The following is a 15,957-nucleotide window of genomic DNA, read 5'->3' on the forward strand; positions in this document are numbered from 1 at the left end:
TTTATATTATCTGTTCAAGTATACTTTACCCTGACGTGGCTCTGTGCTTCCGTCGTTAAAGTCTACCACATAGAAATATACACCTACAGGTAGTACATCGTCTCCCAGACTACCAGATTGGTTTGAAGTTCCATCCCAGGTAGGAGTAGAGGCATTACCTTTATACACTGTATTACCCCATCTGTTAAACACAGTAATGTTGTAGTTTGGATATTCTCTTTCAATATTTTCAATTACTAACCTGTCGTTTCTACCGTCTCCGTTTGGCGTAATCGCTTCCGGGAATAGTAGTGCACATTCTTCAAGAGTAACTGTAACAGCTAATCTTTCTGAACTTTCACAACCGTTATCTGAAATAAGTGTTGCGTAGTAAGTAGTTCCATCAGATAGCATTGCGTTGTTGCTTAATGGATCCATACTTTCTGCCGAGTTATACCAGGTAACTTCACCGCTTTCATTAATTTCAGCAGTAAGGTCAGAAATTGTTGGATTGTCAAATTCACATAGTTCATAATCTGAACTAATCGTTGGAGCAGGAGAATCTACAATATTTACCATAATCATAGCAGCTTCAGATTCACATCCTTCGTCTGATGATTGAGTTACATAGTATTCACCATTTACTAATAGATCTTCGTCGCTAACCATCATGGTTAAAGCAGCATCAGAATACCAGATTAAATTAGTTCCATCAGCTTCAAGACGAGCTGCAGTTTCACCATCTATTGCACAGAATGCAACAGCTTCACCAGTGGTTGGAGCTTCTGGAGCTTCACCAAGAGTGATCGTGATTGTAACAGTGTCATCTCCTCCACATTCATCATCTTCTCCGGCAGTAACAGTATAAATAACCTCATAGGTCCCAGCTTCGAAAGCTGAAGGATCCATGATTCCATCAGTAATAACATCACCATCTAAAGTGAACTCACCATCCATATCTGCATCTGCAGAAATCAATGAGAAAAGATCCTGAAGATCGTCGTTACTACAAACAGTTACATTCATATCTTCTCCAGCGTTAGCACCTTGAAGAACTTCGATAGTGAAAGTAGTAGTGTCTTCTCCTTCTACACAAGCAGTGGTTGAATCTACGATATAGGTTAATTCATAAGCTCCACCTTCCATCATCGAAGGATTAAAAGTACCATCTTCATAGCCTTCAAAATATCCATTTTCATTTGCATCATCTGAAAGAAGAGAAAATAGGTCTATACTTTCTTCTGTAGAACAAATGCTTAGATCTTCAATTTCTCCAGCATTAGCCTCTTCTGTGGCTACTACGTTTACAGAAAGCTCTGCTGAGTCTGAACATTCACCATCACCAAGTGTGTAAATTGTGGTAAAGGTGTTTATTGGATTTTCCTGAAAAGAAGCTCTTATCTCTTCAATAGAAGGTTCAAAAGTTCCTTCAGAAGAGAAGTTTCCTTGCAGTAAATTGCGGAAATAATTCCTTATATCTGCTACTGTTGGATCTTCTACTATTTCATTTATACAAACTTCAACACTTCTATCATCACCTACATTAAAACCTTGAGATAATGCGATTTCAAAAGTAGTTGAATCCTCTCCTTCTACACAGTCTACACTTTCGTTAACAGTATAAGTAATTGTGTAAGATCCAGCTTCAAAATCTGAAGGACTAAAAATCCCATTTTCAATTAACTCACCATCAACTGTGAATAAGCCACCTTGAGTTCCCGTAACTTCATTATTAAGATTTACATCTTCATCTGTGGTACAGAAAGTATAGTTATCAAATTCTCCAGCATCTGCTACTTCTACTTCGTTTATTGTAATTGAGATTTCTGAGCTATCTTCACAGTTTTCGTTAGAAACAGTGTATGTAGTAACAAAGGGTTCTGTGAACTCTCCAGCGTTATAGTAGGCGAAAAGTTCTTCTATGCTCGAATCAAATTCCCCGCTCAAGTCTACATCATCCTGCTGACTTTCAAGTAAATCAATTAAAAAGTTTTGAGCTTCTTCAGGATTTGCAAGAAGAGATTCGATTTCGGTTTCGCAATATGCTAGTGTTAAATCATTTCCTGCATTAGGACCTTCAAAAACAGTAATTATAAATGAAGTAGAATCTTCACCTTCTACACAGTCAGTCTCTTCATTAATTGTGTAAGTAATTTCATATTCTCCTTCTTCCATCATTGTAGGATTAAAAATTCCTCCTTCAATAACTTCACCGTCTATTGTAAAGAAGCCACCTTCAACGCCGCCAGTTTGTCCTAGTGATAATTGTACTTCATCATCTGTAGTACATAGTTCAAGATCGCTAAAATCTCCAGCATCAGCTTGCTGCGCAGGAGTGATCTCTACCATTAACATTACTGATAGTATTCCACAATCACCAGTATCTACAGTATATTCTGTTTCGAATATACCAAGACCATTTTGGTCTTCAAATTGTGTCAAAATTTCGGCTGGAGTTGGATTAAAACTTCCTCCTGCCTCAAGACTAGTATTGTTAGAAACAAGGTTTGTAAAGAATGTTCTAATTTGAGCCTCCGTTGGGTTTTCGGCAACTTCATCTTCGCATATTGTAATAGAGACAGGGTTTAACTCCTCTAAATCTTCAGATACGATAATATCGAAGCTTGTAGAGTCAGAAGTTCCTTCTAATACGCAATCAGCAGAATCATCTACGGTATAAGTGATGGTGTAAGTTCCTGCGCCTATTGATGGATCAAAATTACCATCTTCATTAAGAACTCCTTCCTCTGCGGAAAATGTTCCACTGGTGTTCGCGCTGCTATCTAAAATTGAGTCATCTAGAACTATTATTCCAGTATTAAAACAGTCTAAATTGATGTCATCAATTTCACCTGCTTCAGCTGGCTGCAATTGTTGAACTACCGTAGTAATAGCTACAGTAGCATCTCCACAGTCTTCGGTGGAAACAGTGTAGTTTGTTTCAAAAGTTCCAATTCCATCTGCCGCAATATATTGCTGACGAATTTCCGCCGGAGTAGGATTAAATGTGCCGTTTAAAGCCAAATCAGTAATCTGAGCTATTTGAGCTAATAAAAATTCTCTTATTTCACCAGCTGATGGGTTGTCATCCACTTCATCTTCACATAAAGTAACAACTATAGGATCAAATTCTTCAACTTCGGTTTCAACGTTTATAACGAAGCTTGTTTCATCAGAAGTATTTTCTATAACGCAATCTGCAGAATCATCTACAGTATAAGTAATAGTGTAAGGTCCAGCTGCAAGTCCACTTGCATCAAATTGATTGTTCTCAACACCCACTCCTGAAAACTCACCACCTGTATTGGCTTCTGGGTTTAAGTTTGTGAGGGTAGTGAGGTCAATTGTTTGTTCATCATTGCAGAAAATAGTAATATCCTCAAACTCTCCGGCCTCGGCTTCGCGATCATTCTCTATAGTTAAAGATATTTCTATAGCAGACTGGCAATCGTCATCTCCATAAGTGTATGTAGTGCTGAAGGTTTCTTCACCCGCTGGATTGTCTAAATATGTTGAAATATCTCCAATTAATGTTGACAACCCGGGTGTGAATTCCCCGTCAGAAGGAATATCGCCTTCCTGTTCCTCTAATAGATCGTTAAATAAAGCGATAGCTTCTAGAGGATTTTGAATTAATTCGGTAGCATCCGAAACGCATAAAGTTCTAGCAACTTCACTAGTGGACGATGCTTCAACGATAATATCAAAAGTTGTAGAATCACTAGTTCCTGGTTCCACACAGAATGCGGAATCATCTACAGCGTAGGTGATAGTATAAGTGCCTGGGCCAACTTCTGATGGGTTGAATTGGTTGTTTTCTACTCCTTCTCCAGAGAATGTTCCTCCTAAATTGGCATCTTCATTATTGTTTGTAAGAGTAGTAAGGTCGATAAGTTGTTCGTCATTACATTCAACTAATTGGTCGTCAAAATCTCCCGCATTCGCCGGTTGAAGTTCTTGCACTTCGGTAGTGATTACTATACTGGCTTCACCGCATTCCTGTGTTTGAACCGTATAAGTAGTTTCAAAAGTTCCAATTCCGTTTGCAGCTAAATATTGTTGGCGGATCTCAGAAGATGTTGGTTCGAAAGTTCCATTTAATCGTAGATTTGTTCTCTGAGCAACCTGGGCTAAGAAAAATTCTCTTATTTGCCCTGCCGAAGGATTATCATTCACTTCATCTTCACAGAGAGTAACTGAAATAGGATCAAATTGCTGTATTTCTCCGGTAAGAGTTATTGTAAACTGAGTTGATTCTTCGCCTGCTATACATCCTGTAGATTCGTCTACAGTATAAGTAATAGTATATTCACCAGGGGATTGGGATGTATTGAACTGATTGTTTTCAACTCCTTCACCAGAAAAGGTTCCACCTTCAATAAAGGTATCATCATTATTTTCTAATTGAGTGAGATCGAATAAGGTTGCTGAGGCACACCCTAAAGTTAAATCGTCATAACTACCGGCATTGGCTTCTTCTGTGTCCGCTACTACTACTGATGCTGTTATTGCTTCACATTCATCATCAATTGTATACGTTGTCTCAAAAGTGCCGATGGGGTCATTTTCGTACTGAGCGACCAATTCTTCTGGGGTAGGATCAAAAGTCCCAGGTCCAGGGTTGCCAATTAAGGTTAAGAAAAAGCCTCTAAAATCATTAGCATCTGGATTATCCATTATTTCGTCAACACAAACTTCTGCACTAACCGTGCTCAAAAGCGGCTCCCCTAAAGTCACCGTTACCGCAACTCTATCTTCAGCAGGAGTCTCACATGGAGGAAGCGGGCTTCCTCTTTCATTAACTACCTGGCCTGCATAGTATGTTTGGCCGTCAATTAGTTGTGTAGAGGGTGCCAATGGAGAATTTCCATTTTGAGAACGGTACCATCTAATGGCTTGGGTGTTATCATATGTTCCTTCTGCTTCTAAATCCGCAACTGTCGAATCTTCACAAAAAGTTTGTGCTGTTTCAGCTTCAGGAGCTTCAATTTGATTGGGATTAAACCCAACTGAAACTCTTTGTGATGGACAGGTATTGCTGCCCGGATCTTGAGAACCATCAGGTACTTGGGCAACAAAGTAACTGTTTCCAGATACCAATGGCCCTGTTAATGGTGTGGTAGACTCCTCACTGTCATAAACTTCTATTGAGTAATCATCTAAAGCAACAAAAATATTCGCTAAATTTTCAGCGGAATAGTTAGCTGGTGTACAGGTAGTAAATTCAAAACCTGCTACAATACTATTAGTAATAGTATTTTGAGGTCGTTGTTGACTATTAACTGTAACTTCAATAGCAATACGCTCACATTGTCCAGATTCTCCACCTACAAAATAGGTTTCTCCATCCGCAAGAAGTTCATCTTGCGGGATGGCTTGAGTATCATTTGCGTTATCATCTGTCTGGTAAACCGGGAAACCATCGGTATCTAGTTCGCTAACAGTTTGTGTAAAACAAAAAGTTTGTGAAGCAGGAAAATCTCCTGCTTCAGGGCAGTCTTCTTGCCCAAATGAGGGCAGAGTTCCAATTAACAATACAAAGGCGAAAAGGAACCAATTCGTTCCCTTCCTCCCAAAAGTAAAATTTTGCATAGGCTAGGTGTTAAAATTCAATTATTAGTATTAGGTTTAAAAAATTTTAGCAGCACAAATATTAAAATAATTTTTAACATTGTGAGTTAAACTATGTACTACTTTAACAAAATTTATCATTTGATGTTTATAACCTCACATTTTGTTAAACGATACTTGGAGCTTTAGTACGATAATCGCAATAAATTTATGAAAAAATTAGTAGGATGAAGAATAAATTATTAATAATTACAATATTAGCTCTTATAGGAGTAACGCCGGTTACGGCTCAATCTTCTCTTAAAATTGGAGAAGAATATCTTAAAAAAAACCAAATAAGTCAGGCTAAAAGGTTTTTTCAAGAGCATCCAGAGAATATAAAGGCTATAGAATACCTCGGCGATATTGCCAGTTTTGAGAAAAAATGGGATTTGGCCATTAAACATTATGAAAAATTGGTGGAAAACCAGCCTAACTCTTCCGCATATAACTTCAAGCTTGGTGGTGCTATGGGTATGAAAGCTATAGAGATCTCTAAGTTTAGAGCTGCGTTAATGTTAGGTGATATTAAATCATATCTCAATAAAGCAGCTGAGCTGGATAAAAATCATGCAGAAGTCCGTCGTGCGTTAGTTGAGCTTTATATGCAATTACCATCTATAGTTGGAGGTAGTAAAGATGTGGCCCAGCAATATGTAAAAGAGCTCGAATCTATAAATAAAGTAGATGCCTATTTAGCCAAGGCATATATTTCTAAAGTAGAAGAGGATGAAGAGGCGACAAAAATAGCGGTGAAAAATGCAGTAAGTGAAGCAATTAGCGATAAGAGTTTAATTGAGCGCAATTACCAAAATTATGAGCTTGGCGAAAGGGCTGCAGCATTTGGTATCATGCCAGATTCTGCTATTTATTTTCTTGAAAACTATGTAGAAAATTACAACTATAAAGATCTAAAATCCCCTGCCTGGGCACATTTTCATATTGCTAAAATTCAGGCTTCTCGAGATAATAAAGATAAAGCTCTGGTTCACGTAAATAAGGCTCTCGCTAATAAATTCGATTTTCCCGAAGCAGAAAAGCTGAAACAACAAATATTAGAGATGTAAGCGAAGGGCTTTTTCCCTATTGCTTACTTATATTTGCAGCCAGAAAAAGAGTAGGAAATTGCCAGGTTAATGGCAGATCAAATTGAATTTCATGAAACTTCATTTTATAGCAATAGGTGGCAGCGCTATGCATAGCCTTGCCCTGGCACTTCATTACAAAGGAAATAAGATTACCGGAAGCGACGACGCAATTTATGAGCCTTCCAAATCGGCTTTGGAAAAAGAGGGTTTGTTGCCTGAAAATTTCGGCTGGTTTCCCGAAAAGCTAACAAAAGATCTGGACGCGGTGGTGCTGGGAATGCACGCAAAAAAAGACAATCCTGAACTAAAAAAAGCTGAGGAGTTAGGATTAAAAATATATTCTTATCCTGAGTTCCTTTTTGAACTTTCCAAAGAAAAAACCCGTGTAGTAATTGGTGGGTCTCACGGTAAAACTACGATTACGGCTATGATAATTCACGTAATGCATTATCACGGAAAAGAAATAGATTATATGCTTGGCGCCCCGGTTAGAGGAATTGAGAAAACCATTAATTTAAGTGATGAAAATGATTTTATGCTAATTGAAGGAGATGAATATCCTGCTTCAGCTATAGATCTTCGCCCTAAATTTCATTTATATCAACCTAATATTGCTTTGCTTAGTGGGATAGCCTGGGACCATATTAATGTTTTTCCAACTTTTGAAAATTATGTAGAGCAGTTTCAGCTTTTTATAAATTCAATAGTAAAAGGAGGGATCCTTGTTTATAATGAAGAAGATGAAACTTTAAAAAAACTTGCTGAAAATACTGAAAATCAAATTAGGAAACACCCTTATACTACCCCAGAATATCACATTGATGATGGAGAAACCATTTTAGAAACTTCAGAAGGTGATATGCCTTTGGAAATTTTTGGAAAGCATAATATGAATAATCTCGCCGGTGCAAAATGGATTTGCCAGCATATGGGAATTGACGAAGACGATTTCTATGAAGCGATGACGGAGTTTGAAGGTGCGAGCAGAAGGTTAGAGAAGATTTTTGAGGGAAATAACGGGATAATTTTCAAAGATTTTGCGCACAGCCCTTCTAAAGTTAAAGCCAGCACCCAGGCTGTTAAGGAACAATATCCTGATAAAAAATTAGTAGCTTGTTTAGAATTACATACTTTTAGTAGCTTAAATTCCGAATTTATTGAGCAATATAAAGATACGTTAGTAAAAGCTGATGAAGCTATTGTTTTTTATTCTCCTGAGGCAATTGCACAAAAACAAATGCAAGCTATTTCTCCTGAAGACATAAAAACGGCTTTTAATAAAACCGACCTGGAGGTAATTTCTGAAACTACCGCTTTACAAGCTATTCTAAAATCAAAAGATCTTAATAATTCTGTTTTGCTTTTAATGACAAGTGGGACTTTTGGTCATTTAGATATGGAGGAATTAAAAGCTCTTTATTAATCTAAAAGCTTCATTTTGAGTAGTTTTTATAAAGATAAAGAATCATTTTTTATCTTTATAAAACTATGGGGCATGAAAATCAAATTGGTTTTGGTATTAAATCCTGGGCAGAAGACGACAGGCCCAGGGAAAAGTTACTTCAAAAAGGGAAAGTTAGTCTAAGTGATGCTGAACTTATCGCTATATTAATCGGGTCGGGAAGTCGCAATGAATCAGCGGTACAATTAAGTAAACGCATTTTGGCTTCCACCGGAAATCAACTTAGCGATCTCGGCAAGCTTTCAGTAAAAAAACTTTGTGAATTTAAAGGCATAGGCCCTGCTAAAGCAGTGAGTATTGTAGCTGCTATGGAACTTGGTCGCAGGCGAAGAGCAGAAGAAGCACTTGAGAAAAAGAAAATAACTTCCAGTGCTTCGGTTTTTGAGTTGATGCAACCTATAATTGGTGAGCTATATCACGAAGAGTTCTGGATTATCTATCTTAATAATTCAAATAAAGTTATAGAACAATTACAACTAAGTAAAGGCGGAATTACCGGTACTTTGGTAGATGTGCGTATTACTTTGAGGAAAGCGCTGGAAGTTGGCGCCACTTCTATAATTTTGGCTCATAACCATCCCTCAGGAACCTTAAAGCCCAGTGAAGCCGATAAACAGCTAACCCAAAAGCTTAAAACCGCCGCGCAAAGTTTAGATATAAAGGTGTTAGACCATCTTATTGTTACCGAAAAATCATACTTTAGCTTTGCAGATGAAGGCGTACTCTAAATTGTTTAAATGCTATTAATTTATACCCAGAAAATCACCCCGCGAATAGTTTATACTTTTAAACATATTTGCACTAATATTCTGGGAATTTCCATAAAATTCACTACTAAAATAGAAGAGTTTATTGCCCACGAGGGAATGAAGCTTTCTTATGGAAAGCAAGCCCTTGGGAACGAATTATTCGTGCAAAAAGTTGGTCTTTTGCTCGAGCAGGGCTTAAGCGAGGTAGAAATAAAAGTGCAGCCCTGGGGCGATAATTACTGCTTTTTTCCTGTTTCAGAAAATAGCGCTTTGCCCTTTGATATTTTTGCCGCTTCTTTCTTTTTATTAAGTAGGTATGAGGAATATTTGCCTCATGTAAAGGATAATTCGGGTAGATTTCCGGCTTCAGAAAGTGTGGGATACCAGGAGGGGTTTTTACAATCTCCAGTGGTAGATATTTGGGCTTATAAATTTAAAGAAATTTTGCTTGAGAGATTTCCCGATATCACGATCGCTAATAGAGAATTTCATACCCGGGCAATTATTGCCGTAGAACATGTTTTTAATTTCCAGAATAAAGGATTTTTAAGAAGTTTGGCAGGGATGCATCTGGATTTAATAAAACTTCAGTTCAATAAAGTCATAGACCGTATTCAGGTACTTTTAAGGATAAAAAAAGACCCGTTAAACATTTTTGAGGAGCTAATTGCTTTTATAAAAGAGTATAAAGTCTCTTTACTCTTTATGTTTCAAATAAGCGATTTTTCAATTTATGATCGTAATATTAACTACAATCGAAACCCATACCGATCCATTATTAAATATGTAGGTGATTATGCAAAAGTTGGCCTAATTCCCGGGTATTTTGCTTATGAAGATTTCAAAACCCTGCGTAAAGAAAAGCTTCGTATGGAGAATACGGTTCACACACCGCTGGAAAGGGTGATTAATGTAAAATACAATTTAAACATTCCGGAATTTTATACTTTTTTAACCGAACTTGAAATTCCCCAGGATTATTCTATGGGATATCCTGAAACTGCCGGTTTTAGAGCTGGCACCTGCAGCCCCTTTTTATTTTATGATATCAATACTGAATCTACTCTTGCCCTAAAAATACACCCTTATATTTTTAATTCAAATATTGTAGAAAGTAATGATTTTGCCCAAATAACGAGTGATGTGGGCAAAATGTTGAGCGAAGTGAAAAAAGTAGGAGGTAGCTTTAAGGCTATTTTCAAGAATCAGGATTTTTCACAATATTCCAACCATCAGTCTTATAACACATTATTAAAACAGATTTATGAAATTAGATAATATCAATCATATTTTTTTTGATCTAGATCATACGCTTTGGGATTTCGATAAAAACTCAGCTTTAGCTTTTGAAAAGGTTTTTAAATTCAGAAATATTCCTTTGGAAGTGAATAGTTTTCTAGAGGTATATATGCCAGTAAATTTTAAATACTGGGAACGTTATAGCAATGATAAAGTATCTAAAGAAGCGCTTCGCTACGGGAGGTTAAAAGATAGTTTTGATATTTTAAAATTTGAAGCCGATAAAGACCTGATAGATAATATTGCTATAGACTATATAGAATACCTTCCCGATCATAATCACCTTTTAGAGGGTAGTAAAGAGGTGCTGGAATACCTGCATAAAACTTATGAGTTGCATATTATTACCAATGGTTTTGAAGAAGTACAGCATAAAAAACTTAAAAATTCAGGAATAAGTAAGTATTTTACTACAATCACTACTTCTGAGGAAGCCGGTGTAAAAAAGCCGCATAAACAAATCTTTGAAATTGCGCTTAAGAAATCTTCGGCTACCCCTCAAAACAGTATTATGATTGGGGATAATTTTAAAGCTGACTGCACAGGTGCAGAAAATTGTGGTATAAAACCTATCTTTTTCGATTACTACGGAAACAAGGAAAACATCGATATAATACATATTAAAACGTTAAATGAACTGAAGGTTTATTTGTAGTGATAATCTTTTGTTAAATTCGTTGGCGCAAACTTAGCTAACGAATAATGAAATTTTTATATTTTTACCTAAAAAACTTCCTCAAAGCAACCGCTTTGAGTTTTTTGCTTGTTGGCTGTGCTAAAGATATAGACCTGAATCAGCGTGAGGACATTACCCTGGGTCCCGATATTCAAATAGATCTTCTTATTTATAATATAAACCAAACCCAATTTGTAGATACAATAACGGGAGCTCTTAAAACACGAATTAGTGATACGGTGCGGTTAGAATTTTTGGATGATGATTATATACAAAATGATCTTTCTTCTGTAGAATTCTATTTTAGACATATCAATACTTTTCCCCGTGAAATTGAAAGTGAAATAAGGTTTCTTTCTGAAACCAATAGCGAACAATTTTCAATAAATTATACCATAAAACCTGGAGCATCTGCTAATCCAGTAATGACAGATCAATATGAATTAATTGAAGAAGATCGAATAAATTTAGTGCGTAGAAGTATTAAAATGGTGGTAGAATTAGAGGTGCCACCTGGTTCAGAAACTTTTAAAGGAGAATTGGATTTCGCTTCAAAAGGTCTTTTTTCATTTGATTTTTAGAGATGTGGAAACTTATTTATTTTTTTCTAATTTATTCCTGTGTGCTTTCCGCGCAAAATAAACCGCTGCTCTTTAATGTAGACGATCTTCCTCAAACCTTAATGAGCAATCCCGGGGCTCAAATAAATTTTACCGGCCATATTGGTATTCCGCTTTTTTCACAAATTCACTTATCAGCAGGTTCAACCGGCGCCGATCTCTTCGATATTTTTGCTGATGATGGTACAAATATTAATGCTCGCGTTCAGGAAACTATGCGAAGTTTGGATTCTAGAGATTATTTTTCGGTAAACCAGCAATTAGAAATTATTTCTATGGGCTGGAAGTTAGATAGAAAGAATTACCTCTCTGCCGGGATTTACCAGGAAATGGACTTATTTTCATATTTCCCCAAAGATCCGGCAATACTAGCCAATGAAGGAAATAATAATTATCTGAACGAACCATTTTATTTTGATGATGTTTCATTTACCGGTGAAATTATGACGGTTTATCATTTGGGCATTAATCATAAGTTCAGCAGGCGACTTACGGTAGGAGCTAGGGCTAAGTTTTATTCCAGCATCTTTAATGCTGAAAGTACAGGAAATACTGGCAGGTTTACAACTTACACCACGCCAGATGGAAGAAATGTCTACAATCACGAAGTTGTAGATATGGATGTGTTAATTAATACAGCTGGTTTTGCGCCGCTCAAAGAAGAGGAAGGTATGACCGTAGATCAGGCATCTGCCGAATTACTAAGTAGATCTTTTTTTGGAGGAAATGCTGGTTTTGGTCTAGATTTGGGACTTTCCTACATTCTAGACGAACAATTTATACTTTCCGGGTCTGTGCAGGATCTTGGGGCGGTTTTTCAACGCAAAGAGGTAGAGAATTATAGATATTTTGGCGCTTATGAAACCAGCGGCCTGGAACCTCTTTTTCCGGAACTGGATGCTAATGATGAGGCACTACCTTATTGGGATGATTTTGAAGACGAAGTAGACAGAAATTTAAGAGATGAAACTACTAATGAGTCTTATACCACCTGGCGCCCAATAAAAGTCAACTTTGCCATGGAATACGGTTTTGGACCTGCATTTTTACCATGTCATTATTTAACTGCTAAAAAAGTTAGGTATATGAGTTTATTGGGAATGCAACTTAGTGGAGTGAAGAGACCAAAGGGCTTTGTTTATACGTTTACTACTTATTATGACCGGAAAATTAACGAAAATCAACGTTTTAAAGTTTCTTATTCTTTAGATGATTATTCTTTAACTAATATTGGCTTGATGTATACCAGAACTTTTAATAAATTTAATGTTTATCTGGCTGCCAATAATTTGTTGGCTTTTCCTAATTTGGCAAAAGCTCATAGTGCTTCGCTGCAATTAGGAATGCAACTTATTTTCAATAATTAGAGTTTAAAAATGAAACCAGAATCATCCTGATATCTATAATCCGTTTCTCTAAATTATTTTCAGATTGGGACACTAAAGGCGTGGCATTTGGATTTTCAATAGTGCTTAAATTTAAAAATACATGAAAAAAACAGCTTTTATACTTTTAATGATTCTTGGAACGTTTAATATTTCTGCACAGGAATTAAATCAATATAAATATGTGATTGTACCTGAAGAATTTGAACTTTCTAAGGAAGTAAATCAATTTCAGTTAAACGCACTTACTAAATTTCTTTTTGAAAAATTCGGTTTTGAAGCAATTATGAAGCGTGATGAAAAACCGCTTGATCTTCAGGAAAATTATTGTCTTGGACTTAGTGCTAAAGTAAAAGATAATTCAGGGTTGTTTGTGACCAAACTCGTGGTTCAACTGGAAGATTGTCGTGGCAATATTGTTTTTGAAACCAAAGAGGGGAGAAGTAGGGAGAAAGATTATAAAAAAGCACATCACGAAGCATTACGTGATGCTTTTAGCGATATTGAAGATTTAAATTATCAGTATGATCCTGCTGAAGTTTCCACATTAAGTACTACCAATAATAAGTCAAAAACGGAAGAAGTTGAGCAAGCTGAAATTGCAGAAGCTGTACCGGCGACAGAGCAACGAGAAACTTCAAATGAAGCAAAAACACCAACATCTGCTCCGCCAGAGTTAGTGGTTGAAAATCCTATGATAAGTAGTGCTTCAGCAAAAGAACTAAGTTTCGAAAAAGATGCTAAGTCTTATTTTCTTGAAAAATCAGAAACAGGCTATTCTTTTTTTCAGAAAGGTTCAGAAGAACCCTTCGCGGTTTTAGCAAAGTCTGGAGATGAAAATAGTTTTATTTATAAAAGCCTTACTCGCCAGGGTGTAGCTTATTTCGAGGAGAATGGTAATTTAGTCGTAGAATATCTAAATTCAGAAAACAAATCGGTTAAGCAAGTTTATAAAGCTTCTTCTAATTAATAATTATACTTGGATTTCCATCTTTTTTTCAGGAATTCCCTTTGCGCATTTTCCCGGGGATTATTTCCTGGATCATAGAATTTAGTGCTTTTTAATTCTTCGGGTAAAAATTCTGCTTCCACAAAATTATTTTCGTGGTTGTGAGCATATTTATAGTCTTTTCCGTATCCAATATCTTTCATTAGTTTGGTGGGTGCATTTCTAATAGAGAGAGGCACCGAGAGATTTCCTGTTTTCTTTACTGTGCTTTGTGCATGGTTTATCGCCATGTATGCCGCATTGCTTTTTGGGGAAGTTGCCAGGTAGGTGACACACTGGCTCAATACTATTCTAGCTTCGGGGAAACCAATAGTGGTAACTGCCTGAAAAGTATTGTTTGCAATTACCAAAGCGGTTGGATTGGCGTTTCCAATATCTTCGCTGGCTAAAATTAATAACCGTCGGGCAATAAATTTCACATCTTCACCACCTTCAATCATCCTCGCAAGCCAGTAAACAGCAGCGTTTGGATCGCTGCCACGAATAGATTTAATAAATGCCGAAATAATATCATAATGTTGCTCCCCGGCTTTATCATATAATACGGTATTCTGCTGAACACGTTCAAAAACTAGCTCATTGGTTATTTCAATATTTCCTTCAGAAGAAGTTACTAAAAGTTCAAAAATATTCAGCAGTTTTCGCGCATCGCCACCACTTAGCCTAAGAAGGGCTTCGGTTTCTTTTAATTTTATATTTTTTGAAGCGATGATTTTATCTTCGCGCATTGCTCTCTCCAAAAGTGCAACCAGTTCTTCCTTGCTGAAGGGTTTAAGAATATAAACCTGGCAACGGGAAAGCAAAGCCGAAATTACTTCGAAACTTGGATTTTCAGTAGTTGCGCCAATTAAAGTAACCCAGCCTTTTTCTACAGCACCTAAAAGTGAATCTTGCTGTGATTTGCTAAACCTATGAATTTCATCTATAAATAGAATAGGATTTTTAGTAGTGAATAAACCATCACTCTTTTTAGCCTTTTCTATAACTTCACGTACATCTTTTACGCCACTGCTAATAGCGCTAAGCGTAAAAAATGGTCTATCTGAGGTACTGGCGATAATATTGGCCAGGGTAGTTTTACCAACACCTGGTGGCCCCCAGAATATAATGGAAGGAATAATTCCCTGTTTAATTTGTTGCCGCAAGGCTCCCTTAGGACCAATTAAATGCTGCTGACTTAAATAGTCCTCTAAAGTTTGTGGTCGTAATCGTTCTGCTAATGGTTTACTCATCTGACAAAATTAGTAATTTGAATAACACTTTGTCATCTATTAACAAATGGATTCTTTTTTGTAATATTAATAGAAACTAATTCTTTTGAAACAGGCTAATCCATTTGTGTTTACTACTGGTGTTTTGGGGTATCCCATTCTCTTTGTGCTGCTTATTTGGATAGTTTTCTGGTTTGAGATTCGCTTCGGAATTAGTTTTAATGAATTTGGGGTGCGCCCCAGAGATGTTAAAGGTTTACGTGGTATTCTATTTTCGCCTTTTATTCATGGTGACCTTAAGCATTTATTTAACAATACGATTCCGCTTTTTGTACTTTCCATGTCACTTTTTTATTTCTATAGGAAAATAAGTTGGCAGGTGCTACTCATTGGTCTTTTGCTTACCGGGGTTCTCACCTGGAGCATCGGAAGACCCGCAAATCATATTGGAGCTAGTGGGATTATCTATATGCTGGCTGCTTTTCTTTTTTTTAAAGGAATTTTTTCAAAATACTATCGCTTAGTAGCGCTTTCTTTAATCGTGGTTTTTTTATATGGAGGGATGCTATGGTACGTCACACCTGTAAATCCCGAAATTTCCTGGGAGGGCCACCTTTCAGGTTTGGTATCGGGTTTTTTACTCTCTTTAATTTATAGGAAGAATATAGCTAAAAGTCCTAAATACGAATGGGAGAAACCTGATTATAATGTAGAAGAAGATTTGTTTATGAAGCATTTTGATGAAAACGGAAATTTCATAGAAAGGCGTTTTGAGATTGAAGAAGATGAAGAAGAACCTGAAGATACTTCTGGAATAACTTATCGCTATTTCTATAAAAAATCAGAGGATAAAACTTAATAAATTGGTT

Annotated in this window: 11 protein-coding genes; 9 read left to right on the forward strand and 2 right to left on the reverse strand. The window is 36.6% G+C overall.

The window, feature by feature from the left end; genetic code table 11:
• Nucleotides 1-6 precede the first annotated feature (6 nt).
• Nucleotides 7-5,571, reverse strand: a complete 5,565-nt coding sequence (locus FG27_RS11455; RefSeq protein WP_037319165.1) for a gliding motility-associated C-terminal domain-containing protein — start codon at nt 5,569-5,571, stop codon at nt 7-9.
• A 206-nt stretch (nt 5,572-5,777) separates the two neighbouring features.
• Here FG27_RS11455 and FG27_RS11460 point away from each other — a divergent pair, with 206 nt between their 5' ends.
• The 8 genes from FG27_RS11460 to FG27_RS11495 all read left to right on the forward strand — a co-directional run bounded on the left by FG27_RS11460 (nt 5,778) and on the right by FG27_RS11495 (nt 13,838).
• The gene (locus FG27_RS11460; protein WP_037319168.1) at nt 5,778-6,656 is read left to right on the forward strand and encodes a lipopolysaccharide assembly protein LapB; all 879 of its coding nucleotides are present in this window, start codon (nt 5,778-5,780) and stop codon (nt 6,654-6,656) included.
• A gap of 91 nt (nt 6,657-6,747) precedes the next feature.
• On the forward strand, nt 6,748-8,100 hold the full coding sequence (gene murC / locus FG27_RS11465) for a UDP-N-acetylmuramate--L-alanine ligase (RefSeq protein WP_037319171.1): 1,353 nt from the start codon (nt 6,748-6,750) through the stop codon (nt 8,098-8,100).
• A 65-nt stretch (nt 8,101-8,165) separates the two neighbouring features.
• Nucleotides 8,166-8,867 carry a DNA repair protein RadC gene (gene radC / locus FG27_RS11470; protein ID WP_037319174.1) on the forward strand — a complete coding sequence of 234 codons (702 nt, stop codon included), beginning with the start codon at nt 8,166-8,168 and terminating at the stop codon, nt 8,865-8,867.
• 9 nt (nt 8,868-8,876) lie between these two features.
• Complete coding sequence (locus FG27_RS11475) at nt 8,877-10,166, forward strand: polysaccharide deacetylase family protein (protein WP_037319176.1); 1,290 nt, start codon at nt 8,877-8,879, stop codon at nt 10,164-10,166.
• Nucleotides 10,153-10,842: a YjjG family noncanonical pyrimidine nucleotidase gene (locus tag FG27_RS11480; protein WP_037319177.1), complete on the forward strand. Its 690-nt coding sequence runs from the start codon at nt 10,153-10,155 to the stop codon at nt 10,840-10,842. The genes FG27_RS11475 and FG27_RS11480 overlap by 14 nt, the downstream gene beginning before the upstream one ends.
• Before the next feature lie 47 nt (nt 10,843-10,889).
• Nucleotides 10,890-11,444: a hypothetical protein gene (locus FG27_RS11485; RefSeq protein WP_037319179.1), complete on the forward strand. Its 555-nt coding sequence runs from the start codon at nt 10,890-10,892 to the stop codon at nt 11,442-11,444.
• 2 nt (nt 11,445-11,446) lie between these two features.
• Nucleotides 11,447-12,850, forward strand: coding sequence for a DUF5723 family protein (locus tag FG27_RS11490; RefSeq protein ID WP_051935826.1), 1,404 nt, complete (start codon nt 11,447-11,449; stop codon nt 12,848-12,850).
• Between the two features lie 121 nt (nt 12,851-12,971).
• The gene (locus FG27_RS11495; protein ID WP_051935827.1) at nt 12,972-13,838 is read left to right on the forward strand and encodes a hypothetical protein; all 867 of its coding nucleotides are present in this window, start codon (nt 12,972-12,974) and stop codon (nt 13,836-13,838) included.
• Here the strand turns inward: FG27_RS11495 and FG27_RS11500 are convergent.
• Complete coding sequence (locus tag FG27_RS11500; RefSeq protein ID WP_037319181.1) at nt 13,835-15,109, reverse strand: replication-associated recombination protein A; 1,275 nt, start codon at nt 15,107-15,109, stop codon at nt 13,835-13,837. The two genes, FG27_RS11495 and FG27_RS11500, sit on opposite strands and share 4 nt — an antisense overlap.
• 85 nt (nt 15,110-15,194) lie before the next feature.
• Here FG27_RS11500 and FG27_RS11505 point away from each other — a divergent pair, with 85 nt between their 5' ends.
• On the forward strand, nt 15,195-15,947 hold the full coding sequence (locus tag FG27_RS11505; RefSeq protein WP_037319184.1) for a rhomboid family intramembrane serine protease: 753 nt from the start codon (nt 15,195-15,197) through the stop codon (nt 15,945-15,947).
• Nucleotides 15,948-15,957: the final 10 nt, after the last annotated feature.

The sequence above is a fragment of the Salegentibacter sp. Hel_I_6 genome, assembly GCF_000745315.1.
In the GTDB taxonomy this organism is placed as follows: domain Bacteria; phylum Bacteroidota; class Bacteroidia; order Flavobacteriales; family Flavobacteriaceae; genus Salegentibacter.